Here is a 24,619-nt window from a genome sequence, read left to right as displayed (position 1 = left end):
ATTGTTATGTCAGCGCAATCGCCAAACACTCAATCCGTCAAAATCATCACCGCCGACCCTAGCGCCATCGGCCTGTTCGGATTAGCTATCGTTACCCTGGTCGCTTCTTCACAAAAGCTCGAAATTACAACAGGTCTCAGCTACTGTATCCCATGGGCAATCTTCCTCGGAGCCTTCGCCCAGCTGTTCGCATCCATTCAGGATGCTAAGCACAACAACACCTTTGGCATGACTGCCTTTGGAGCTTATGCGTTCTTCTGGTTCGGCATGGCCGCAAGCTGGCTGATCAAGCTCGGGGTATTTGGAACAGTTCTGGCGGAAGGTATTGATCCCAAACAGCTCGGATTTGTTTTTCTAGGATATCTGGTGTTCACACTATTTATGACGCTTGGCGCAGTAGAAGCAAACCGCGTTCTGCTCATCATCTTTGTGTTAATTGATTTCCTGTTCCTCGGCCTGACGATGGATTCCTTCGGGGTCGCTGCTGAATTCTTCCATAAGGTAGCTGCCTGCTCGGAGCTGGCTATCGGCGTTGTATCCCTTTACGGCTGCGGGGCATCAGTGCTTAACGCTCATTTCGGACGCACTTTCCTGCCAATCGGAGCTCCGTTTGGAATCTTCAAAAAATAGATTTTTAACCGCAACGGATAAATACAATCTGCTCTGATGCAGAACGTGTTTATCCGTTTTAATTTTGCCGGAATCCTGTAACCTTCCCCCTTGCACAAAGATGATAAAGATGACATGCTATAGAGACACCTACGACATATATCGACATTTTTCCTGCGGTGCTGGAACCGGCGAAGCCTCTTATACTGGACGGCTTAGTCCCTTTTACTTGTAACAAATGTAATGTTGAATTTTTTCGATATCGGAGGCACTCTATGGCTTTCATTAATAAAAAGCCTTTAACGATCATCCTCGGCTTCTTAGTCGTGCTTCAGCTCTCTCTGTTCTATTACTATTCTTTATCATTAGACCGGGAATATCGGGCAGAAAAAGCCGACCTCTCCTCACAAGCAGTCATGCTATTATCGAACCTTGAAGAGCGAGTCTCGATTGTCAAAGGCGTCAGTTCCTTTATTCAAACGGTCGGCTTTGATGCTGATCCAACCCTGATTAACCAATATCTAGTCACCGCATACCGCAACAATTCAAACAACGTTATGAATATCATGATCGCTCCGGACGGCCTCATCCGCTATTTATATCCTCTACCCGGCAATACAGCGATTCTGGGCAAGAGCCTGCTGCTCGATTCAGCACTCTCCTCACCCGGGATGATACAAGAAACGATACGTTCCCGCGGCATTACAATAGACGGACCACGGACACTGGCCCAGGGTGGCTACGGTATGGTGATCAGACAAGCTATCTATAAAGACAGCTCCTTTGCCGGCATCGTCTCCGTGACCTTGAAGATTGATAACATTGTGGAGCAGCTTCCGCTGAAGGATACCCAAATTTCTGTCACCGCAGACAACCATAGCTTTCTGTTCGGCAATCCTTCCCATACGGAAGGAGGACAGCTTACAGTTCCGGTTACTCTCTATAATCAGCATTGGCTCATGAGCATCCCCTTGCCCACACAGAAGAAATGGGAGGTGCTGCGCAGTGTGCTCTGGATTGATATCGCCTTCTTGCTTGTCATAGCATTTATTCTCTATATCTTCTGGCACCAAAACCGTTTCAACCGCGACCTGGAACGTATCGTCAACATACGTACACGGGATCTGCGGGTGTCCAAACGTCTGTATGAGAAGCTTGCGCACTACGATAGTCTGACTGAAATACCCAACCGCCGTTATTTCATGGACGAATTCGAACGCCTGCTGCAGTCGGCAGAGCTGACCCAGACTTATACACTGTTCTTTTTCGATCTCAACCGCTTCAAAGAAATCAATGATACACTGGGTCACTCCACCGGAGACCAGGTAATCAGGACGCTTGCCAACCGGCTGAAAAGCGACAAGCTGCCCTTCAAATTGTTCGCGCGGACCGGCGGTGACGAATTCGTCATGATCTTCTCCGACCTTTCCCGGGAGGATATTCACGTCATAGCCGGTCAGATCAGCGAGCTGATCTCGGAGACGCTGCTTATTTCCGGTGCGTATTTGAGCTTATCGACCAGTATAGGTATATCCCTGTATCCGGAGCATTCGCTGAACAAGGATGATCTGCTCAAATTCGCAGACATGTCAATGTATCAGGCCAAACTTCAGGAAGATGCGAACTACTTTATCTTTGATTGGGAACTGCGTGAGAAGCTGGAGCAGAAGACGATGATCGCCAAGTATCTGCATACCGCCCTGGAGCGTGAAGAGTTCGTGCTTCATTATCAGCCGCAGATCAACGCCGTTACTGGTAAAATGATCGGCCTGGAGGCACTGATCCGCTGGAATCATCCGGAGAAAGGATTAATTGGGCCAGGGACCTTCATTGCAGCCGTGGAAGAAGCCGGACTGATGATTCAGCTTACAGACTGGGTGCTCCGCGAAGTGTGCCGCCAGCTCTGTGAATGGAGAGTGATGGGGCTCCCGCTGCTTCGGACCTCCATCAATATCTCCAACAGCTGGTTCTACAACCGCAACCTGATCGAGAATCTGCTTGCCGTTCTTGACCAATATGGATTGGAGACGAGTGTGCTGGAGTTCGAGATTACGGAGAGTACGGCTCTCCTCGAAGAGCATTATCCGCTGCTGCAGCAGATGCGGGATCACGGCATCGTGGTCTCGATCGACGACTTCGGGACCAAGTATTCTTCGCTGAACTACCTGAAGCATTTTCCCGTGAACAAAATCAAGATCGACCGCACCTTCATCACCGGCATCGGCGTCAGTTCGATTGATGAGACGATTATCAAGTCCATTGTATTCGTTGCCTCGCAGCTTGGTTATGACCTGATTGCCGAGGGCGTGGAGACACAGGAGCAGCTTGAATTCCTCATTAAGCATAACTGCCCGCATATTCAGGGCTTCTTTTTCTACCCGCCGCTGCCTCCCGAAGATATTCATAAAGTTGCTTCATAAGCTTTAGCCAGTATAATAAAAGAACCGGCTGTGCCGTCCTTCAACGGACGGTAACAGCCTGATGTTAAACCGAAAGGAATTTGAGAAACATATGAATACGCTAACAACCCCAGAATGGATTGCAACCCTTGCTTTCGCGCTGATTCTTGCCTTAATCGCATTTCGCGTGATCCGCGGCATGCCAACAATGGCTGGAGATATTACCGCTTTCCGTAAAAGAACTTTGGTCTGGACTCAAGTCGCGCTTGTACTGACAGTGCTCCAGCTCAACTTCAAAGCAGGGGACTGGCGTTTTGGGATCATCCTCGGTCTCATTGTGCTGTTCACCGGCAGTATTTGGCTGGCCGCCCGCCGTTACGACTTGCGCCACCCCAAGAATATAGAATCTGCAGAACAGGATTCAAGCGCGGAATAGCCTGAGCATTCTCAAGTTCACATTCTATAGGGAGGGATTCTGTGACACACAAAAACAGCCACGGGGTCTACGGCTTCCGCTTCAATGAGCCGGACCGTCTGCCGCTCTGCAATCTCTTTGCAGTCGGACATGAGATCGTGACAGATTCTTCCTATCACTGGAATGGCATGAGCCGTACGGATGGCCCGCTGCTGCTGTTCCAATATACCGTAGAAGGACAAGGAATGTTCGAGACAGAGCTGGGGACCCACCGCATCGGCCCCGGGCGGGCGTTCCTCACTGAAATCCCCGGCAGCCACCGTTATTACCATCCGGGTGATTCGGTGCCATGGGAGTTTTATTTCCTGCTCTTCAGGCCGCAGCCTCTTCTCCCGCTATGGGAAGACATTAAGTCCAAGCTCGGAGAGGCGCCGGCCATTGTCCCGGGCAGCAGGCCAATCCGTATCCTGCGCGATATTGCCCGTGAAGCCCATTCGGGAAGAATCTCAGATCCCTACATTGCCTCCTCCCTGCTGCATCAATTCATGATGGAGCTCGGCAGACTCTCTTTGGGCGGACCACGGGATGCAGTGGAATGGCCTGCTGCTATTCGGGATTCTGTCCAATTCATCGAAACCCACTACAGCTCCATGATCGGCCAGGAGCAGCTAGCCGAGCAAATGGGACTCTCCAAATTCCACCTGCTGCGTACATTCAGCAAATATGTCGGCCTGACCCCCAATGAATACTTGAACCGGACCCGGATTGAACGCGCTGTAGAACTCCTGAGCACCACCGACTGGAGCATTGAGACCATTGCATCCCAGGTTGGATATTCCAGCGGCAGCTATTTCATCAAGGTGTTTCAAAAGCTGACTGGCCAGACGCCAGGCTCGTTCCGTTCGGGAAGCGGCGGGTTGAATTACAGCCGCCTCTTTTTCTAAACGGAGCTCTATCCCTCCAAATAGAACGTGGTTAAGGCATAACTGCGGACAACCTGTGACCGGAAGCATACTTCTTCCCTCCACAACCATACTAATGACATCTTGGGTGTCTATGGAGGGATAAGAGGAATGGGTAAACGAATGAACCTGCTGATGTTCAGCGGGGAGTATGACAAGGCAATGGCGGCGCTGATTCTAGCCAATACCGCCCGGGATATCGACGTCGAAGTCACGATGTTCTTCACGTTCTGGGGATTGTTCCTGGTACGGGATCCGGACAAAATGACACTGGAGGATAAAACGATTTACGAAAAGCTCATGGATGTGATTACCCCGAAAGGGCCGGAGCAGCTTCCGCTCTCGCGGATGAATTTCAGTGGCCTCGGGAAGATGATGCTGGAAGAAATGATCGAGGATCAGGGGGCGCCGAAGCTGATTCATTTTTTGAAGGGAGCCCGCCACAAGAACATCAAGTTCTACGCCTGCAAGCTCTCTGTTGAAATTATGGGCTTCAAGCCGGAGGAGCTCCTGCCTGAGGTTGAGATTATAGATGCCGCCACTTATCTGAAGGACGCGCTTGAAAGTGATATGCAGCTGTTCATCTAGCCCGACTCTTACGGTCGGGTTCTGGGCTTTAACCTATTTCTATAAACGGGCATATACTGGGCCATAAAGATATCATTGGCTGGAGGGATTGTCCGTGCTGAGTATCCACCGCACCACTATAGCAGAGGAGCCCGCTTCCTTGCAGGAGCATTTCGCAGCTTTTCGTGAGCATACTATTGGGAGCAGGCATGTGATTTCAACGCCCTATGGCCGGCAGCCGCTGCTCTATGCTGATTGGACAGCCAGCGGAAGGCTGTATGAACCCATAGAGCGTAAAATCCAGGAGAGCTTCGGACCCTACGTGAGCAACCCCCATACGGAATCCAATACTACCGGGCTGACAATGACCGAGGCTTATAATGAAGCGCGGAGAATCATCAGGGACCATGTGAACGCAGGGCCCTGTGATGCTCTGCTTTTCTGCGGAAACGGCACTACAGGTGCAGTAAATAAACTGATGAGGCTGATGGGCCTGAAACTTCCCGAGTGGCTGCAGGGAGAGTATGTGTGCCCCTCTGAGGATCGTCCGGTCATCTTTGTCAGTCACATGGAGCATCACTCCAATCTGCTGCCCTGGCAGGAAGGCATCGGTGATGTCATCACTGTCCCTGCCGGATCAGATGGAACGGTTGACCTGCATCAGCTGGAGCATCTGCTGATGCTCTACCGGAACCGCCGCTTCAAGATTGGCTCCTTCACGGCCTGCTCCAACGTCACTGGAATCCTGACTCCTTATCACAAGCTCGCCGCGGCGATGCACCGCCACGGCGGAGTCTGTTTTGTTGATTTTGCCGCCAGCGCTCCATATATCCCCATCAATATGCATCCTGACGATCCGCTCGAGCGGCTGGATGCTGTTTTTTTCTCACCCCATAAATTTCTGGGCGGTCCCGGAACAGGCGGAGTACTGGTCTTCGATGCAGATTTAAAGAGAGGACGGCAGCCGGATGAACCCGGCGGGGGAACCGTGATCTGGGTCGATGCCTGGGGAGGGCGCCGCTATATCCATACGGTCGAGATCGGTGAAGACAGCGGGACTCCGGGGTTCCTGCAGGCCTTCCGTACAGCGCTGTGCCTGAAGCTGAAGGATGCCATGAACGGAGCTGGCGGATTCATGATGAAGAGAGAGCAGCAGCTGTGCAGCAGACTGCTCTCCGGACTCGAAACAATCCCGGGCTGCACGATCCTTGCAGGAGAACATAAGCAGCGCCACGGCATCGTATCCTTCAATTTACAGGAGATTCATTATAATCTTGTGGTCAGATTGTTGAATGACCGGTTTGGCATTCAGGCACGCGGAGGCTGCTCTTGCGCTGGACCTTACGGTCATCATCTGCTGGGTCTTGACCGGGAACACTCCCGTGAATTTATCCAGGCTATTTATGCTGGCGACCAATCCCTCAAGCCTGGTTGGGTCCGCCTCTCCCTTCACCCTATTATGACTGACAGTGAGGTGGAGCGAATGATAAGCGCCATCCGAAGCATCACCTGCAACATCGGGGTATGGCGGCAGGATTACCGTTATAACCGCACTACTAACAGCTGGCTTCATCTTTCCGAAGAAGACGGAGCCAGAGCTCCCGTCCGGGATTTATTCGTGTTGTAGCGATTCATCTGCAGGAAGAATCTCCTCACCCACCCGCGCGGCCCGGGCGAACCGGGCCTCAATAGCCTTAACCCCCCAGAGCGAGCCCCCAATAAAGAGCAGTACATAGAGAATTTCCCCGGGATTCCGGATGAACCGTTCCATGTCATTCCCAATATAAGTGACAGCGAATACCATAATGGCTTTGCCTGCACACAGCGCAATCAGATACGAGCGCAGCCGCATCTGAGCCAGTCCGGCCGCCATATTGATTACAACAAACGGTCCGACCGGGAAGAGGCTGAGCAGAAAAACATAGCTGAAGCCGCTGTTGCGGACCCAGGTCATGCTCTTCGCCACTTTGGGCCGCAGCGCCCACTTCCGCAAGTAGGGGTGGGAGGCGATTTTACGGATAATCAGGAATGTAGTTACACAGCCCGCAACCAGTCCGAGCCAGGAATACAAAAAGCCCAGCCACAGCCCGTACACTGCCCCATTGAGCCCGACGATTGCAATCGTCGGCAACGGCGGCACGAAAGATTTCATAAAAGTGAGACCTACTCCCGGAAGAGGCCCCAGGGACCGGTATTGCTCCAATAGCTGCCGAAGACGCTCCTCCGTAAGCCAGGACATTATATCTAAAGAAAACATTGGATTTCAGCTCTCCTCATCCATAGTTGAAATTGCTTAACATTGAGCCTCAATTATACAATACTTTTCGCTGGATGCGGTGTCTTGACGCACAACGGATGAACACGCGGACAACCAAAAGGCTGTGATCCCAAGATCACAGCCTTAACGTTTATGACAACTTACATATGCGTTTCTATGGAGACTACTGGTTTCGTTCCGGCAAAAAGCAGTGTCGTCACATGCTTGCGCGCATCGGCTGTGAGCAGCAGCAGCTCTAGAGAGCTTTTAGCCGAATCGCTGCTGGTGAACTTCACTTTCGCCCCATCCAGATCTTCATGGATACCGGTTATGGAGTAACCCTGTTGTAGCAGTGCATCAACCTCCTGCCGTTCTTTGTCGAACTCGGCATATGCAGACATTCAGACCACTCCTCCGCTGATTTCGGCTTGGGCGGGATGCGGTGCTTCCGCTTCGAACCGTTTGCGGTGCAGGTATTTGCCTGACCCGGCCTTGCCAACAAACTGCTTGTCACGGATAACGAATTCACCCCGGCTGAGCACGGAGACAGGTTCACCCTTGACCTCTATGCCTTCAAAGGGATTATAATCCACGTTCATATGATGGGTCCCAGCAGAAAGGGTTCTTTCTACTGAAGGGTCGAATATAACGAGATCTGCATCACTGCCTACAGCAATGGTGCCTTTCTGCGGGAACAGCCCAAACAGCTTGGCGCTCGATGTTGAGATTATATCCACAAATTTATTAAGAGAAATGCGGCCTTTCTGTACACCTTCGGAGTATAGCACGCTGAACCGGTCTTCAATGGTTGGTCCGCCGTTCGGAATCTTCGAAAAGTCGCCCAGACCCAGATCCTTCTGTCCCTTGAAGTTAAATGAGCACTGGTCGGAGCCGATCGTCTGCAGCGTACCGCTCCAGAGCGCATCCCACAGCACCTCCTGGTTCCACGCTTCGCGCAGCGGCGGGGACCAGACATACTTGGCCCCCTCGAAATCCGGCTTCTCCAGTGCCGTCTGATCGAGTACGAGATACTGTGGACAAGTCTCACCGTAGACACGCAGCCCTTTACGGCGGGCTTCAGCGATCTTCCAGGCCGCTTCAGCACAGGTAACATGCACCACATAGAGCTGCGAATCGGTCAGCTCTGTCAGCGAAGCGGCCCGGCCGGTAGCTTCCCCCTCCAGCTCCGGAGGCCGGGTCAAGGCGTGATAGATCGGGTCGGTGTTACCGGCGGCCAAGGCCTGCTCCACCAGATATTCAATCACGTCGCCATTCTCGGCATGGACCATGACCAGTGCACCTTCCCGCTTGGCAGCCTGCAGCGTCTTGTACAGCACGCCGTCATCGGCCTGGAAGGTATTCTTGTAAGCCATGAACACCTTCAGCGAGGTGATGCCTTCCTTCTCAATAATCTGCGGCAGTTCGCCGAGCACGGCATCGTTCAGCTCGGAGACCATCAGATGAAAGCTGTAGTCAATGACAGCCTTATCCACCGATTTGCGGTGCCAGGTGTCTACAGCCTGCTGCAGCGGCTGGCCTTTGGTGGTCAGGCAGAAGTCAATGACCGTTGTCGTCCCCCCGTAAGCGGCGGCAATGGTTCCGGTCTCGAAGTCGTCGGCGGTTACCGTGCCGCCAAAGGGCATATCCAGATGGGTATGGGGATCGATGCCCCCCGGAAATACATAATGGCCGGAAGCGTCGATGATCTCCGCACCTGGTGCTTCCAGATTCAGACCAATTCCGGTGATAATCCCGTCTTCCACCAGGATATCTGCCTTATAGGTGTCGGCTGCGGTAACTATAATACCGTTTTTGATGATCTTCTTCATCCTTATACCACCTCCGCTTCCGAATATGCGCCGTTCAAGCCGCTGATCACTTTATTCCGCTGATTCCAGGTCATTGGCGCTGCTCCGCTGTCCAGAGCGACCATATCAATCGCACCGTCTGCCGGACAGACAATCGAACACAGATTGCAGCCTACACAGTCTTCCTCACGCACCTGCAGAATCGCCTTGCCCTCGGCATTCGTCAGCATATCGATACATTGATGCGAGGCATCCTCGCAGGCAATATGGCATTTATTGCAGTTGATACAGTTCTCTTCATTAATCCGGGCCACAACTTTGTAATTCAGGTCCAGATCGCCCCAGTTGGAGTACTTCGGCACCGACTTGCCGATCAGCTCCGTGACCGAAGCAAGGCCTTTGTCATCCAGATAATTGTTCAGACCGTCGATCATCTCCTCGACAATCCGGAACCCGTGATGCATTACTGCCGTGCACACCTGGATGCCCGTTGACCCCATTAGCATGAATTCGACTACATCCTGCCAGGTGGAGATGCCGCCGATCCCGGAGATCGGCACACCTACACCGCGGTCGCGGGCACATTCTGCGACCATGCTTAGGGCTATCGGCTTCACAGCCGGACCGCAATAACCGCCGTGTGCACCTTGGCCGCCCACATTCGGAATCGTATTCCAGCTATGGATGTCCACGCCGGCCAGGCTGTTGATCGTATTAATCAGACTGATCGCATCCGTGCCGCCCTTGACCGCGTGGCGGGCTACAACCGTAATGTCGGTAATGTTCGGCGTCAGCTTCACTATGACAGGTGTTGTCGCTACTTCCTTCACCCAGGTCGTCTGGGCTTGCACCAGATCAGGCTGCTGGCCCGAAGCCGCACCCATTCCGCGTTCAGCCATGCCGTGCGGACAGCCAAAGTTAAGCTCCAGCCCGTCTACACCGACAGCTTCAACCCGCTTGACGATTTCATGCCACTTCTCCTGCTTGGGTTCCACCATCAGGGAGGCGATAATCGCATGATTCGGAAATCTTTTCTTCGTTTCGTAGATTTCCTTCAGGTTCACCTCAAGAGGACGGTCTGTAATCAGCTCAATATTATTAAACCCCGCTACGCGCTGCCCGTTAAAGTGTACCGCTGCAAAACGGGACGAGGTGTTAATAACCGGCTCTCCGAGCGTCTTCCACACGGCGCCTCCCCAGCCTGCTTCAAAGGCACGCTGTACCTGATAACCGGTGTTGGTGGGCGGTGCAGAGGCCAGCCAGAATGGATTGGGTGACTTGATTCCTGCAAGATCAATACTCAAATCTGCCATTAATGTTCCCTCCCTGTCATGTAAGTCAGGCAAAACATCCAGCCTTGTATTCGCACAGCAACCCCAATTTATACAGCAGAGCCAACCACGCTATCCTGCAGGCCCGACATTTGCTTCATAATGGCATAAGCGGCATCCTTCCCCTGCTGGGCAGCGGAGACTACCATCGCTTCACCTTTGCCCGAGCCGAAGACGATATCCCCGGCGGCATAGATCTGCGGATCGGAGGTCCGTCCGGTATGCTCATCTATCTTCACAACGCCCCACTCATGGGCAAGGCCCAGCGCTTCTATCAGATCCACCCGCCGTTTCTGCCCGATCGCCACCACAACCGCATCCACCGGCATGAGGAATTCAGAGCCTTCTACAGGCATCGGCGTCAGACGCCCATCCTTGCCGGTCTCACCGGTCAACTTCATTTGTACACACTCCAGAGCGGTCACATTGCCCAGTTCATCCCCGATGATCCGCTTAGGCAGGGTCAGCCAACTGAATTCCACGCCTTCCTGCTTGGCGAATTCATATTCAAAATCATAAGCCGTCATCTCCGCCAGCGTCCGGCGGTAGACCATCTTCACATTCGCGGCGCCCAGCCGCACCGAGCAGGTAGCTGCATCTATCGCCGTGTTGCCTGCACCAATGACGGCAACCCGCTGGCCCATTAGCTCCAGTGTCGGTATGCCCGTCTTCGTGCTTTCCACCAGTTCTATAGCATCGTAGACCCCGGAAAGCTTTTCTCCTTCAATACCGAGCGGCGGAACATAACCCATCCCCGCAGCCAGCACGATGGCATCATACCCGGCCTTCAGTTCTTCCACTGAGACATCCACGCCCACTTTCACTCCTGTACGGATCTCAACGCCCAGCTTCTCGACCTGCTCTACTTCCCACAGCGATATGGACTGCGGCAGCCGGAACGAGACAATTCCGTGGGTATCCAGTCCGCCGGCAAGCTCCTTCGCTTCATAGATCACCACACCATAACCTTCACGCGCAAGCTCCCTGGCTGCAGACAACCCGGCCGGACCGCCGCCGATCACCGCGACTCTTTTGCCATTCGGGACGCCTGCCTTAAATAATTCAGCCTTAGTGTTAATCGCCCAATCGGTGGCATAACGCTGCAGCAGCCCGATCTGAATCGGCGCAGAAGCGTCATTCAGTACACAAGCGCCTTCACACAGTTCTTCCGTTGGACAGACACGCGCACAGCTGGCACCAACCGGATTGGCGTCCATGATGGTCTGAGCCGAACCCTTCAGATTGTCTGTGGCAATACGTTTAATGAAAGAGGGAATATTAATGCTGGTCGGGCAGGCCTTGATGCACGGGGCATCGTAACAATACAGGCAACGGTTGGATTCTTCGATTGCGCCTTTGCGGGTAAGACCAGGTTCAGCCTCGGCGAAATTGCGCATGAACATATCAGGCGTGAATGTGTATAACGGAGAAGTGTGCTCCATCCGTATCCCTCCTTCTGTATGAGTGGCTCGGCATTTACATCATGTTTGTGTTATATAATATAACATTATTACGGGTATTGCCTTAATATTTTGCTTACTTCTCAAGATTATTGTAGTAAAATGAACAATAAACCTGACTTCACTTTTCTTTTTTATCGCAATAAGTAAACTATCCTTACATGCTATATTGAAACTATATTGAATTCCATTTTTCGTTACATTAGACAGATTGTCTAATTTCAAAAGTGTATTTTTTACCTGTAAGAATAAGCCGAGAGTAGAACCACACGAGTCAGGGCAACGGTTCATACATCAAGCGAGGGGGAAATTTATGGATTGGGAGCTTGTATTTACAATTCGGGATGCACTCAAAAGACCGCTGTTCGCGGAAGCGGAAATCGTCGGCGGAAGAACAGGCCTAAGCCGTGCCATCCGCTGGGTGCATGTGCTGGAGAGCGCGAGCTTTGAAAGTCTGATCCACGGGGAAGAGATGATTCTGACCACCGGCATAGGGGCAAGCGCCGATCTGCCCGCTTCCTTATCCTTTATGCAGAATCTGATCGATAAGAACGCAGCCTGCTTATGCATTGAGCTTGGGGTTTATTTCAACAGCATTCCGCAGGAAATGATTGATCTCGCCAACCAGCATGACTTCCCGCTGATTATTTTCACCCGTACTGTACGCTTTGTAGATATCACCCTTGACCTGCATTCCCTCATTATCAACCGCCATCACCGCATGCTTCAGGAGCTCGAGAGTATCTCCCGTGAGTTCCACCGTCTGACGCTGACTTCTCAAGGTACACTCAAGGTTCTGCAATTATTATGCAAAAGCACCCGCACGCAAATTGTATATATGCAGCCGCAAGGGAAACCCTTGTTCTTCCCGGCGCTTTCGCCCGAGGATCAAGCCCCGCTCCTGCGCTTCTTCGAAGCCTTCGGCGAAGAGATGGAAGGTGTGCAGCCGGATGCCGCCCCGTATATACGCGACTACGGCCACAAGACCATTGCCCTGAAGCCGGTAGGCGCGCTCGACCAGACCTGGGCTTATATTCTGATGGTCTGTAATCATAAGCCGCAGGAATTCGATTGTCTGCTGCTTGACTCTGCTTCGCTCTCGATTGCACAGGAGCTGCTGCGCACACGATATATGGAGGAACGCAAGCTGTTCTCGGAGAATCTGTGGGTAGATGAGCTGATTGGCGGACGGACCCAGGATGACAACCGGCTTAAAGGACTTGTGGGTCCAGACTTCAATGTCGTGAATGAGCTACCGTACCGTGTATGCCTGATCGAAATTGAGAATCCCCGTGACGTGAAATGGAACAGCTCGGAGAACGACTGGGAGTCGATTACCTTTCACCTGTCGCTCATCCTGCGTTCCATCTTCGAGAAATATTCCCTGCGCCCGCTGATTACACTGAAGAATAACCGCCTCACCGTCATCGCCCTCGACATCCAGTCCAAGCTGCCCGGCAAACTGCGGCTGCAGCAGGCACTGGATGCACTGCAGCATATCCGTTCCGACGAGAAGCTGAAGGATCTGCAGCTTGTAATCGGAGTCAGTAAGTCCCAACGGGGCCTGAAACACGCCTATGCCGGTTACCAGGAAGCCGTGCAGGCACTGTCTCTGTATTCTTGTTATCAGAAGTCTATACTGTTCTATGAAGAGCTCGGCGTCTTCCAGCTGCTGCTGAGCCTGAATGACGGCAAGACCCTGGAGAACTTCATCCGCAGCTATCTCGGACCGCTGATTGACCATGATATCGCCAAAGGAAGCGAGCTCCTGCTGACCCTGCGTGTCTACCTCGACCACGATGGTTCCAAGCAGATCGCCGCCCGGAATTTATTCATCGTCAGACAATCCCTTTACTACCGGCTGGACAAAATCACCGAGCTGCTGGGCGAAGATTTCATGCTTCCGGAGAACCGCATCTCCATACAGGTTGCCCTGCGTGCCTATCAGCTGCTGTATCCCGAAAAATTCACTCTGCCCAGCTCCCGTTCAGTACAGATTTAACGGTGCCAATGATGAACTGGATATCCTCATCGGTGGAGGAGAGCGGCGGTGCAAGGGTAAGCACATTATTGAAGCCCGCTACTGTATCGCCGTTCTTGCCGATGATCAGGCCCTTCGCTTTACATGCAGCGATAATCCCTTTAACGACAGCCAGATCGGCAGATTGCTTGGTGACCTTATCCGCCACCAATTCAATACCGATAATGAGTCCGAAGCTGCGGATATCTCCTACGAGCTTGTGGTCCAGCAGCTCAGCGAACGCTGCAGTGAGCCTCTTGCCCAGAATATCCGCGCGCTCCACCAGGTTTTCCTGTTCCAGGATTTCCAGATTGCGCAGAGCAAGCGCACAGGCTGCCGGATTGCCGCCAAAAGTGTTCACATGGCGGAAATGCCCATAGTCGTCGCTGTTGTCCTTGAAGGCCTCATAGATATCCTTGCGGACGGCCGTTGCCGACAGCGGCAGGTACGCACTAGTCAAGCCTTTCGCCATGGTGATCATATCCGGCTTCATACCAAAATTCTGATGCCCGAATTTGCGGCCGGAACGTCCAAAGCCGCAGATCACCTCGTCAATAATCAGCAGGACTCCGTGCTTGCGGCAAATCTCCTGAACCCGGTCCAGATAGACCTGATGCGGCACAATGACGCCGCCGCCGGTAATGACCGGCTCCATAATCACCGCCGCTATCGTCTCCACACCTTCCCAGACGATCGTATCCTCAATGGCCTGCGCACTCTGAAGATTGAATTCTTCCACCGTCATACCGGCCGGACGGCGGTAGCTGTCCGGCGGAGCCACATGCAGAAACCCGCCGCTCAGCGGTTCGTATTTATATTTCCGCTGCGCCTGACCGGTAGCCGAGAGCGCACCAAGCGAGCTGCCATGATAGCCCCGGTAGCGGGCGATGAACTTATGGCGGTAATGCTGGCCGATCTGCTGCTGGTATTGGCGGGCTATTTTGAAAGCTGCTTCATTGGCCTCTGACCCGCTGTTGGAGAAGAAAATAACATAGTCGCCTTCGAGCCATTCATTCAGCTTCTCGGCTAAGGCGATTGCCGGCATATGGCTCTGGGTGAGCGGGAAATACGGGAGACTTAAGAGCTGATGATAGGCAGCCTCTGCCAATTCCTTACGTCCATAGCCGACATTCACACACCACAGGCCGGACATGCCGTCCAGTAATGTGTTGCCGTCGATATCCGTCACCCACGAGCCGCTCGCTGATGCGGCGATCATCGGCGGATTCTTTTCATTGTAAGGGGTAATATTATGCCATAAATACTGCTGATCCTTCTGGATCGCCAGCTCGCTATCGTTCCCCAGGCTTTGCATGACACACTCTCTCCTCTCAACATTCCATAATAGTTTAATAACGCGCGGTAACCATTTTCTTGCGGGTATAGAACTCTACGCCATCCCTGCCGTTCGCATGCAGATCTCCATAAAAGGATTTCTTGTACCCCGAGAAAGGAAAAAAGGCCATCGGCGCAGGCACGCCCAGGTTAACCCCCAGCATTCCCGCATCAATCTCTTCCCGGAATTCCCGGATCGCCTTGGCGCTGTCCGTATAAATGCAGGCCCCGTTGGCAAAAGGGGACCGATTCGTCACCGCTATGGCTTCGGCCAGATTTTTGACCCGCACCACAGCCAGCAGCGGCGCAAATATTTCATCCTGCCAGATCGTCATACCCGGCTGCACACGGTCGAAAATGGTCGGGCCGATGAAATACCCTGCTCCGCCTGCCGCACTATCCAGTCTGCCGTCGCGTACCAGCTCCGCCTGTTCTTTAACCCCCGTGTCGATATATGCAATCGTACGCTCCTTGTTGGACTGGCGAATCACCGGGCCAAGGAACACGCCCTCGTCCTTGCCGTTGCCGATCTTAAGGCTATCCGCAGCCTCCTTCAGGCGGCTTACCAGCTCATCTGCGATCCTCTCATGCACAACGACTACCGAGCAGGCCATACAACGTTCACCCGCTGAGCCGAAGGCGGCGGAAGTGATGTTTTTGACTGCGTTGTCAAGATCGGCGTCGGGCAACACGATGGAATGGTTCTTAGCTCCGGCCAGGGCCTGTACCCGCTTACCGAACGAGGTTCCGTGCTTATAGACATACTCTGCAACCGGCTGGGAGCCTACAAAGGATATGGCTTTGACCTCTTCATGCTCGAGCAGGCCGTTCACCACCTCATGTGCCCCGTGTACCACATTCAGCACCCCTGGCGGAAAACCCGCTTCTTCGAACAGCTCTGCCAGCCTGTTCACCAGCAGCGGCGTGCGTTCGGAGGGCTTCAGAACAAAGGTGTTGCCGCAGGCAACCGCCAGCGGGAACATCCAGCAAGGCACCATCATCGGGAAGTTGAATGGTGCGATCCCGCCAACTACCCCAAGCGGGTAACGGTACATGCCCGACTCAACGCCAGTAGCAATATCCGGCAGCTGACTGCCCATCATCAGTGTAGGAATGCCAGCGGCAAATTCCACACATTCAATGCCGCGCTGCACTTCCCCGAGCGCTTCCTCCAGGCTTTTGCCGTTCTCCAGCGTGATCAGTCCAGCCAGTTCGTTCCAGTGCTGTACCAGCAGCTGCTGGTACTGGAACAAATAGCGGGCCCGGCGCGGTACGGCAACCCTTTTCCAGGAGGAATACGCCTCTGCCGCCGCCTTCACCGCATCATCCAGCTCCTGCCGACTAGAGATCGGCACATACGCAATGACCTCGCCGGTCGCCGGATTGAACACCTCTTCCTGCTGTCCGGAGGAAGACTCCACCCAGACGCCATTCACGTAGTTCTTTACTTTCTCCGTTTGCCTTACAAGCAGAGACATTATCTGCACCTCTTTCCCTCTTCCGGGCTGCTGATTATAATAGATGACCGCCCCATCCGGCGGTCATCTATTATGAATATAAGTGTACCTTTGTTATTTTGCCGCCATCTCCACAATTTCGTTCGTATAGGCCTCATCCACCTTGGGTGCTGTCTTGATCACGCCGAACTTAAGGGCAATATCTGCCGTCTGCTGGAACGCCGCCGCATCGGTATAACCCATTTTGGATGCGTCGAAGCCTTCCGGCTGAATCAGCTTGGCCACCTCGGTCATCATCGTCAGCTGATGCTCGCGGGTGGTGCTGCCTTCCTCAGCCAGCTTCATCACACTGTCCACCGCCGCTTCCGGGTCAGCAATCGCGTCCTTCCAGCCTTTCAGGGATGCACGGACAAACTTGGCCGCTGTTTCCTTATTGGCTTCAAGCCATTCCTTGTTGGCAAAAAGATTGTCTTCCAGCATAGCCACACCTTCATCATTCATATCGATTACATTCAGATCCTCCGCCTTGATCCCTGATTCCAGCACGACCTGATATTCGTTATAGGTCATGGCCGAAGCCGCGTCGATCTCGCCGCCGAGGAACTGGTCCATCGTGAAGCCCTGCTTCGTAAAGTTCAGATCCTTATTCGAATCCAGCTTATATTTATCGAAGAGTGCCAGAATCTCAAACTCGTTGCCGCCCATCCAGTTGCCGACCTTCTTGCCTTTCAGGTCAGCAGGTCCGCTAATGCCTGCGTCCTTCTTGGATACCAGCACCAGGCCGCTCTTCTGGAAGATCTGCGCGATCTGTACCAGCGGCATCTCCTGCTCCTGGCTGGTCAGAAGACTGGCCACCCAGTCCACGCCGATATCCGCTGATCCACCTGCAACCTGCTGCTCCGGCACAATGTCCGGGCCGCCGGGTAGGATTTCAACTTTCAGCCCTTCTTCAGCATAATAGCCTTTGTCCTGGGCCAGGAAGTAACCGGCGAATTGCGCCTGCGGCACCCATTTCAGCTGCAGCTTGACAGTGACTGGATCTGCAGCCGGCTCTGTAGTTGCCGCTGCTTCTGGCGAAGCGGAAGCCTCTGTTCCGGCCGCCCCTTCAGCCGCCGGAGCAGCATTATTATTCTTGTTCCCACACCCTACCAGCAAAGAGATCATCAGAATGAATGCTACTACCAACACTCCGCCACGAAACTTGCCCTTCTTCCCGTTCATCAATATAACTCCCCCTACCCGTTTGAGTTTTCCTTTCGGCTGAAGCCACAGCATGGTTACCATCGTAATGCTCTATGCACACGGTACTCCGTAGGGGTTCTCTGTCTCCCTCTTCGCAGAAACCGGATGTAACGAATTCAGGGTATTAGGAGCGCTGGGAGGAGTGCCACTTGATGAATACTTTCTCCAGCCGCTCTACAATCAGGTAAAAGAGGACTCCGGCAATGGCCGCCAGCACGATGCAGGACCAGCCTAGCGGCATTTTGGCCACTTTGATGGAGTTGGAGAGCAGGTAGCCTAGGCCCCGTGAGGAGAAGAAGAATTCCCCGACAATGGCTCCGATCATACTCGCAGTGGCATTGATCTTCAGCGCAGTGAATACATAAGGCAGACTGTTCTGGATCCGCAGGTAGCGAAATACTGCCGGTTTGCCGGCTGCATAGGAATGCATCAGATCCAGGGCAAGCGGATCTACCGCCGCCATTCCCTTGTAGGCATTAATAGCCATCGCCGCCATCGTCGTCGCTGTAACAATCGCGGCCCGGGACCCGATGCCGTCCCCGAACCACAGGTTCATGATGGGAGCGAGTGCCACGATGGGCACAGCGTTCAGCGCCGCCACCAAGGTCAGGCTCCCTCCGCCCCAGCGGGGCCAGGCAGTTGCGGCCAGGGCGATCAGAAAGCCGCAGGCTGAACCGATCAGCATTCCCACCACTGCCTCGGTCAGCGTATAGCCGGTATAGGAGAGCAGCAGACTGAGATTATCCCGCAGTGCTTCCGCAATGGCCGAGGGTAGAGGCAGTTGATATTTTTTGAGATCAAAGAGCCTGTGGAAGACCTGATACTCCCATAACAGCAGAAACAGCACACCGGCTAGCAGGGGCAGAATCACGCCAGGGTTCAGCCATTTGGTTGGTCGCCGGGGGCTATGCTGTTTTCCAGGTTCCGTTGAAATACGGTTGTTAGTTGAAGTAATTGGAGCAGGTGATGCTTCTTTACCTGATGAAGCAATGAAAGTTGCATCCCGTACAGTAGTATTGTTCTCCATCAGCGGCTGCCCCCTTTCGGACGGAATTCCGGCTGCCATGGGGCTACCAGGCGTTCCACCAGACTCATCAGCCAATAGCTGGCCATCCCGAGAAGAGCGCCGACAAGCACCGTAGACCAGAACATATACGTATGGGAAGGTCCATAATAGAGATTGCGGAGCATAATAACGCCAATTCCGTGCTGTGCACCCATGAGTTCCACGAGGATCGCTCCGGTTACGGCTAGCGGAGCGGCGATCTTGAGGCCGCTGAAGAGGCCCGGCAACGCAGCCGGAAAACGCAGCTTCCAGTACACTGCCCAGGGCTTCGCGGCATAGGAGTGCATAAGCTCTACTGCCGGGAGATCCACACTCCGCAGTCCGCGAAGCATATTCAGTGCGACGGGAAAAAAGGTGATATAACCGGAGATGATAATCCGCGACACCTGTTCGTCGCGCACAATGCCATAGATGATCGGGGCCAGGCCCAGAATCGGAATCATCTGCGAAGCCACCGCATAAGGGAACGCGAGCTGTTCAATGGTTTTCGAGAGACTCATCAGCACCGCGAGGATTACTCCGGCCGCTGCGCCAATCAGAAATCCGACACCTGCATTACCGAAGGTGGCCCCCCCTTCTTTCAAAAGCGTGCCGCTATACTTCCACAAGGTGGACGCCACCTCATGAACGTAAGGCAGCTTGGATTGGGCTAGCGGCGTCTTCGCCACATTCAGCAGCCACCAGGAGACCGCCTCCCAGGCCACCAGCAGGCCGAAGATCCAGACGAACAGCGGCAGCACGCGGTCCCGCATAAACGTACTGTTCCCCTTCATCCCTACACCCCTTCGAAGCTGTCGCGGATGCGGGCGATCAGTTCAAAAAACTCCGGACTGTTCCTCATCTCCGCCGTGCGCGGGCGAGGCAGCGGTATATCCACAATAGCGGATAACCTTCCCGGATGCGGAGATAGCACGAACACACGGTCCGAGAGAAAAATCGACTCAGGAATGCTGTGGGTTACGAAAACAATGGTGCTCTGCACTTTGCTCCAGACGGATAGAAGTTCCTCATTCAGACGCTCGCGGGTGAATTCATCCAGTGCGGAGAACGGTTCATCCATCAGCAGGATTTCCGGTTCCATCGACAGCGCTCTGGCGATGGCTACCCGTTGCTGCATCCCTCCGCTTAGCTGCCACGGATATTTGTCTGCGAAGCCCTGCAGGCCTACGAGATCCAGCAGCTCCAGCGCCTTGTCTTCACGTATGGATTTCTTCACGCCCATCAGTTCCAGCGGCAGAGTAATATTATGCTTCACCTTTCGCCAGTCATAAAGGACCGGACTTTGGAAGACAATGCCGTATTTTTGCGCCAGACGGGCTTCACGGGCACTCTTACCGGCTACCGTAATGTCTCCGCGGGTTGGTGTCATAAGATCTGCCATCAGTCTCAGCAGGGTGGTTTTGCCGCATCCGGATGGGCCGAGCAGAGAAACAAACTCCCCTTTGGCGATATCCAGGCTCACTTGATGCAGCGCAAGCACATCGACTGTTTCTGTCTGATAACGCATCTCGACGTTTTGCATCTGTATTTCAGGAATTCTTGTTGCGACTAATGACATTCCCAGCTCCCCCTTCGCTCCTGATTCGGATTTCATTTCTTTTTATGTCATATAAAATAACGCATTATTCCCAATATCAAGCTATTATCTCTTATCGATGTAGTATTAACTAACATGTTACACTTTGCTCCGGTTACTCTCATTAGACAAAGAGTCAAATAGCATCTGCAAAATTCCGTCACTTTGTCTAGCTGGCGCCTATTTATTATTAAAAATTGCGACTTTTTCCGATACAATAGGTATATATCATCATGTATACACCGTGATGCTATCTCACTATATCTTTCATTAATCAGGAGACAATCCGCCTATGCTTATAGCTAATATTCATACATGGAGGTCTGCACGATGGGATCCATGATTTCCAATTATATTGTGATTGTTGCGATCTCCGGTGTGCTGAACGTGCTGCTGGCTGTTTTTGCCTACTATAAAAGAACAGATTTCGCAGGAACCCGCGCGTTTATCCTCAGCTCTTTCACTTCAGCAGTCTATATCTTCGGCTTCGCCTTGGAACTGTCAGGCCAGAGCATGCCGGAAATCAGCTTCTGGATCAGGGTCGAGTATCTTGGGCTGCCCTTTATTGCTCCCTCCAGCCTGATTATGATTATGTATTTCGTAGGACTGGAGCGGTTGATCCGCAAAGGACTGGTTACCGTGCTCTATGCCATCCCCTTCATCTCGGTATTGCTCGTATGGACTAACGATTATCATCATTTGTTCTATCAGTCGATGCATTTCCGGGAGGGTGCCCCCTCACCGCTGATCGATATCGTTATGGGACCCTGGTATATTGTTCAGGGCAGTCTGACTTTTGGCTGTATGCTTGCGGGCATGTGCCTGATTCTCTGGCAATGGAACCGGATGAAGCGCGTCTACCTTAGGCAGCTGTCCATTATCTTCGTCGGGCAATTCCTCCCGGCTCTGGGGGCTTTCCTGTATTTAGTGAATGCGACCCCTTATGGGATGGACCCCGTTCCGGTGATTATGAGCGTAACCTCAACCCTCTACATTTGGGCTATCCTTTCCAGAGGCATGCTGACTGCTGCCCCTATTGCCCGTGAGAATCTTTTTGAGAGCATGCGCGACGGCGTGCTGGTTACTGATCTTTCCGATATGCTGGTAGATTTCAATCAAGCTGCTGCGGACATGCTTCAGGACCTGGATGCCTCAGTCATCGGCAAGCCTTTGGCCCAGCTCTTCCTTCCGGCGGGTCCGGACGCTGTTGATTATGTTATGAATTCCGATCCGCAGTTCAGTGAAGAACGCGAGCTGGGCTGGAATATCCACGGGGATACCCGTTATTACCAGGTTAGATCCTCACCGGTGCAGAAGCATGACGGGCATCTGGTGGGAAGGATGATCATTCTGATTGATGTCACAGAGCGGACACTGCTGCAGGAGAAGCTGCTCCAGCTGGCCACCATCGACAGCCTAACCGGTATTTACAACCGGATGCATCTGATGGAGCTCAGCCGCCAGATTCTGGAGGAGGCTTCGCTCAGCCTGACGCCAGTCTCGATCATTTTGCTGGATATCGACTTCTTCAAAAACATCAATGACCGTTACGGCCACCATTATGGAGATATGGCCCTGCAGCACCTTGTAGCCGTCTGCAGACAGCATTTGCGGGAGGGTGATGTTTTCGGGCGTTACGGGGGCGAGGAATTTGTCCTCTGTCTGCCAGAAACCCCGCTTAAGCAGGCTTCGCTGTTATCTGAAGCGATCCGTAAGGATATCGAGCACAGTCCCCTCTTAACGGTTTCCGGATCCATTAATCTGACTGCCAGCTTCGGAGTAGTGGAGTCCTCCCGCAATCACCTCTCTCTGGAAGAACTGCTCTCTGAAGCGGATCACGCCCTATATACCTCCAAACGAAGCGGGCGTAATGCGGTGCATGTATCCAGCGGCTCCTCCATCAGTCCTTTCACACCGGTATAAGCTGCTGCGGTAGCTGCCAGCCGGCGGCGCTCCAGCAACGGCGTTTTTGCTGTTGTTGGACCACTACTTTTCGAAGAGAACAGCCAAATCAGCCTTATCTCAATAACAATACAGCCCCGTTTCCAGGCAGGCTCATCACCTGTTCAGAAACGGGGCTGTTCTGCGATAAGGCGTCCGCCACTACCGCGCACTATTTTTTTGAAGGGCTTATTCCTTGTTTCTTCCTTATCTCTTCCTTATTCCTTCACAGATCCCTACATTCATTCCTTCATTTGCTTCCGGCCATGAAATATTCCACACCCTGCAGCAAATCAGCCGGGAGCTCCTCAAGCTTCAGATAATCCCTCAGCTCCTGTACCACACGTTCACGGTTATGCCCAAAAACATCCACAATCCGGGCGAGACGTTCCCACGGTACCAGATCAGCATGGAATTCGTCTGCACTCATCGGTACGCCGTGCGATTCCACCACCCAGCGGGCATTATAACCATAAACAAGTCCAAGCAAATTCAGAAAACCTGTACTGCTATATTGTCGGGGACCGCCATATACGGAAGGCCCCAAGGCATCACCCAGAAAAAGAACATTGTCTTCTTTCACGTGAAGAATACAGGAATCTGCGGAATGATCACCGCCCACATGGCTCAAATCACAGGTGACTCCGCCCAGATCCAGACTAATGTTGTCCGTAAATACGATATCCGGCTTCACAACCGTTATGTCCCTGTTGTCCCTGTACTCCAGACGAATATGTCCGGCACTCTCTTCACTGAGGGTCCCGGCCTGCACCAGCTCCTCCAGATCATCATCTGACCAGTTTCTTCCGCCAAGACTGCCCAGCGCTTCTGCTGTTCCTTCATGGGCAATGACCGGCACTTTCCAGGCGGAGATACCAAAAGAATGATCCCAATGCCAATGCGTCAGTACGATTAAATCCGGCTGCCTCATGCCACGCTTATCCAGTTCCTGGCGGAAAAGCCCCGCGTGGGCGGGGGAATTCCCTGCATCCATCAGCAAGGTGCGCCGTTCTCCGGTTATTGCTGCCAGAATGGGGCGGTCGGTCTCATGCTCTGCATGCATGATCAGAATGTGCTGACTGAGTTGCTGAAATTTATGCTTCATGTATAGCTCCCCTCCCTTAATCCCATAATCCCACAACCTAGGCGCTGTAATATACACATGTTGCATGAATTCCATATATTAATCAACTACCTGTTGTTTGCGAACAGCGGTTTTTCGTTTAATAAGAGTTAGCCGATCCATTTAAGCCGCACTTCGAGCGGAGGAGGAGGAGATTCCATGATCAAAATCGGGCTAACAGGCTTTGGAGACCACGAGGAGCTGTACGGCAAAATCAAGCCGGCTGAACGGCTGCCTGTCTACAGCGCTCATTTTCCCATCGTGGAGATCGACAGTTCTTTCTATGCGGTGCAGCCAGTCAGAAATTACGCCAAATGGGTAGATCAGACACCGGATGAATTTCAGTTCATCGTCAAAGCATATCAGGGGATGACCGGACACCTGCGCAGCAAAAAGAATTACTTTGATTCCCCCGAAGAGATGTATCAGGCTTTTCATACCTCTATAGAGCCTGTGCGGGCGGCCGGAAAGCTGGCCATGGTTCTTTTTCAATTCCCGCCCTGGTTCGACTGTACCAAGGACAACGTAGAGTTTCTGCGTGAAGCCAAGGAAAGACTGTTGGATGTTCCATCCGCCATTGAATTCCGCAACGAATCCTGGTACAGCCCGGAAATGCGCGACAACACTCTGAGCTTTCTGGAAAAAGAGGGCTGGATCCATACTGTGGCAGATGAACCGCAGGCCGGGTCCGGGTCGATTCCCATCGTGCCGGTATCGACCCACTCTGATGCTACTTATGTCCGCCTGCACGGACGTAACATCAGCGGCTGGAACCAGAGCAGCCATCCAGATTGGCGCAAGCTGCGCTACTTGTACCGTTACAGTACGGAAGAGCTGAAGGAGTGGCGGGACCGGCTGCTTGAGCTTGAAAAAACTTGCAGCGAGCTGTATGTTGTGTTTAATAATAACTCTGGCGGAGACGCCACTGACAATGCGAAAGAGCTGCAGTCGCTGCTCGGAATCGATGGCGGCCTGGCTCCGCGCCAGCTGGATTTTTTCTGAATTGCCCGGGGGATGCCTGGAGGTCTACATAATCTCTTCTACTCCTTGC

General features: G+C 53.0%; 21 protein-coding genes. 9 read left to right on the top strand and 12 right to left on the bottom strand.

Features of this window, described 5'->3' with window-relative positions:
- Positions 1–6 precede the first annotated feature (6 nt).
- The 6 genes from ACAN54_RS15830 (at position 7) to ACAN54_RS15805 (ending at position 6,579) form a co-directional block, all read left to right on the top strand.
- Positions 7–630, top strand: coding sequence for an acetate uptake transporter (locus tag ACAN54_RS15830; RefSeq protein ID WP_379156869.1), 624 nt, complete (start codon positions 7–9; stop codon positions 628–630).
- 254 nt (positions 631–884) lie between these two features.
- Positions 885–3,029 carry a bifunctional diguanylate cyclase/phosphodiesterase gene (locus tag ACAN54_RS15825; protein WP_379156866.1) on the top strand — a complete coding sequence of 715 codons (2,145 nt, stop codon included), beginning with the start codon at positions 885–887 and terminating at the stop codon, positions 3,027–3,029.
- Positions 3,030–3,120: 91 nt separating this feature from the next.
- Positions 3,121–3,444, top strand: coding sequence for a hypothetical protein (locus ACAN54_RS15820; protein ID WP_379156863.1), 324 nt, complete (start codon positions 3,121–3,123; stop codon positions 3,442–3,444).
- 41 nt (positions 3,445–3,485) lie between these two features.
- Positions 3,486–4,367 carry a helix-turn-helix transcriptional regulator gene (locus tag ACAN54_RS15815; RefSeq protein WP_379156859.1) on the top strand — a complete coding sequence of 294 codons (882 nt, stop codon included), beginning with the start codon at positions 3,486–3,488 and terminating at the stop codon, positions 4,365–4,367.
- 129 nt (positions 4,368–4,496) lie between these two features.
- Positions 4,497–4,973 carry a DsrE/DsrF/DrsH-like family protein gene (locus ACAN54_RS15810; protein ID WP_379156856.1) on the top strand — a complete coding sequence of 159 codons (477 nt, stop codon included), beginning with the start codon at positions 4,497–4,499 and terminating at the stop codon, positions 4,971–4,973.
- A gap of 94 nt (positions 4,974–5,067) precedes the next feature.
- Positions 5,068–6,579 carry an aminotransferase class V-fold PLP-dependent enzyme gene (locus ACAN54_RS15805; protein ID WP_379156853.1) on the top strand — a complete coding sequence of 504 codons (1,512 nt, stop codon included), beginning with the start codon at positions 5,068–5,070 and terminating at the stop codon, positions 6,577–6,579.
- On the opposite strand, the gene ACAN54_RS15800 is transcribed toward ACAN54_RS15805, so the two are convergent.
- From ACAN54_RS15800 to ACAN54_RS15780, 5 genes are all read right to left on the bottom strand, one after another.
- The gene (locus ACAN54_RS15800; RefSeq protein ID WP_379156850.1) at positions 6,565–7,209 is read right to left on the bottom strand and encodes a TVP38/TMEM64 family protein; all 645 of its coding nucleotides are present in this window, start codon (positions 7,207–7,209) and stop codon (positions 6,565–6,567) included. The genes ACAN54_RS15805 and ACAN54_RS15800 overlap by 15 nt on opposite strands.
- Positions 7,210–7,370: 161 nt before the next feature.
- The gene (locus tag ACAN54_RS15795; RefSeq protein ID WP_379156847.1) at positions 7,371–7,610 is read right to left on the bottom strand and encodes a hypothetical protein; all 240 of its coding nucleotides are present in this window, start codon (positions 7,608–7,610) and stop codon (positions 7,371–7,373) included.
- Positions 7,611–9,038, bottom strand: coding sequence for a dihydropyrimidinase (hydA, locus tag ACAN54_RS15790; protein ID WP_379156844.1), 1,428 nt, complete (start codon positions 9,036–9,038; stop codon positions 7,611–7,613). It lies immediately after the preceding gene.
- A 2-nt stretch (positions 9,039–9,040) separates the two neighbouring features.
- Positions 9,041–10,330, bottom strand: coding sequence for an NAD-dependent dihydropyrimidine dehydrogenase subunit PreA (gene preA, locus ACAN54_RS15785; protein WP_379156841.1), 1,290 nt, complete (start codon positions 10,328–10,330; stop codon positions 9,041–9,043).
- Positions 10,331–10,398: 68 nt separating this feature from the next.
- Positions 10,399–11,790, bottom strand: a complete 1,392-nt coding sequence (locus tag ACAN54_RS15780) for an NAD(P)-dependent oxidoreductase (protein ID WP_379156838.1) — start codon at positions 11,788–11,790, stop codon at positions 10,399–10,401.
- A 331-nt stretch (positions 11,791–12,121) separates the two neighbouring features.
- Here ACAN54_RS15780 and ACAN54_RS15775 point away from each other — a divergent pair, with 331 nt between their 5' ends.
- On the top strand, positions 12,122–13,810 hold the full coding sequence (locus tag ACAN54_RS15775) for a PucR family transcriptional regulator (RefSeq protein ID WP_379156835.1): 1,689 nt from the start codon (positions 12,122–12,124) through the stop codon (positions 13,808–13,810).
- Here the strand turns inward: ACAN54_RS15775 and ACAN54_RS15770 are convergent.
- From ACAN54_RS15770 to ACAN54_RS15745, 6 genes are all read right to left on the bottom strand, one after another.
- Entirely contained in the window at positions 13,776–15,143 is a 1,368-nt protein-coding gene (locus ACAN54_RS15770) for an aspartate aminotransferase family protein (RefSeq protein ID WP_379156832.1), read from the bottom strand. The genes ACAN54_RS15775 and ACAN54_RS15770 overlap by 35 nt on opposite strands.
- A gap of 34 nt (positions 15,144–15,177) precedes the next feature.
- A complete protein-coding gene (locus tag ACAN54_RS15765; RefSeq protein ID WP_379156829.1) occupies positions 15,178–16,641 on the bottom strand; it encodes a CoA-acylating methylmalonate-semialdehyde dehydrogenase in 1,464 nt (487 codons plus the stop codon).
- Between the two features lie 93 nt (positions 16,642–16,734).
- Positions 16,735–17,841 (bottom strand): ABC transporter substrate-binding protein, encoded by a 1,107-nt coding sequence (locus ACAN54_RS15760; RefSeq protein ID WP_379156826.1) that lies wholly within the window; start codon positions 17,839–17,841, stop codon positions 16,735–16,737.
- A gap of 145 nt (positions 17,842–17,986) precedes the next feature.
- The gene (locus tag ACAN54_RS15755) at positions 17,987–18,889 is read right to left on the bottom strand and encodes an ABC transporter permease (protein ID WP_379156823.1); all 903 of its coding nucleotides are present in this window, start codon (positions 18,887–18,889) and stop codon (positions 17,987–17,989) included.
- Positions 18,889–19,701, bottom strand: a complete 813-nt coding sequence (locus ACAN54_RS15750; protein WP_379156820.1) for an ABC transporter permease — start codon at positions 19,699–19,701, stop codon at positions 18,889–18,891. The genes ACAN54_RS15755 and ACAN54_RS15750 overlap by 1 nt, the downstream gene beginning before the upstream one ends.
- Before the next feature lie 2 nt (positions 19,702–19,703).
- Complete coding sequence (locus ACAN54_RS15745; RefSeq protein ID WP_379156817.1) at positions 19,704–20,486, bottom strand: ABC transporter ATP-binding protein; 783 nt, start codon at positions 20,484–20,486, stop codon at positions 19,704–19,706.
- A gap of 348 nt (positions 20,487–20,834) precedes the next feature.
- On the opposite strand from ACAN54_RS15745, the gene ACAN54_RS15740 reads away from it, so the two are divergent.
- Positions 20,835–22,427: a histidine kinase N-terminal 7TM domain-containing diguanylate cyclase gene (locus tag ACAN54_RS15740; protein WP_379156814.1), complete on the top strand. Its 1,593-nt coding sequence runs from the start codon at positions 20,835–20,837 to the stop codon at positions 22,425–22,427.
- A 268-nt stretch (positions 22,428–22,695) separates the two neighbouring features.
- Here the strand turns inward: ACAN54_RS15740 and ACAN54_RS15735 are convergent, their stop codons facing one another.
- Positions 22,696–23,550 carry an MBL fold metallo-hydrolase gene (locus ACAN54_RS15735; RefSeq protein ID WP_379156811.1) on the bottom strand — a complete coding sequence of 285 codons (855 nt, stop codon included), beginning with the start codon at positions 23,548–23,550 and terminating at the stop codon, positions 22,696–22,698.
- Positions 23,551–23,727: 177 nt separating this feature from the next.
- On the opposite strand from ACAN54_RS15735, the gene ACAN54_RS15730 reads away from it, so the two are divergent.
- Positions 23,728–24,570, top strand: coding sequence for a DUF72 domain-containing protein (locus tag ACAN54_RS15730; RefSeq protein WP_379156808.1), 843 nt, complete (start codon positions 23,728–23,730; stop codon positions 24,568–24,570).
- Positions 24,571–24,619: the final 49 nt, after the last annotated feature.

This window comes from Paenibacillus diazotrophicus, from assembly GCF_042610465.1.
Note: the sequence above shows the minus strand (reverse complement) of the source record. Positions and strands in the feature narration are given on the sequence as shown.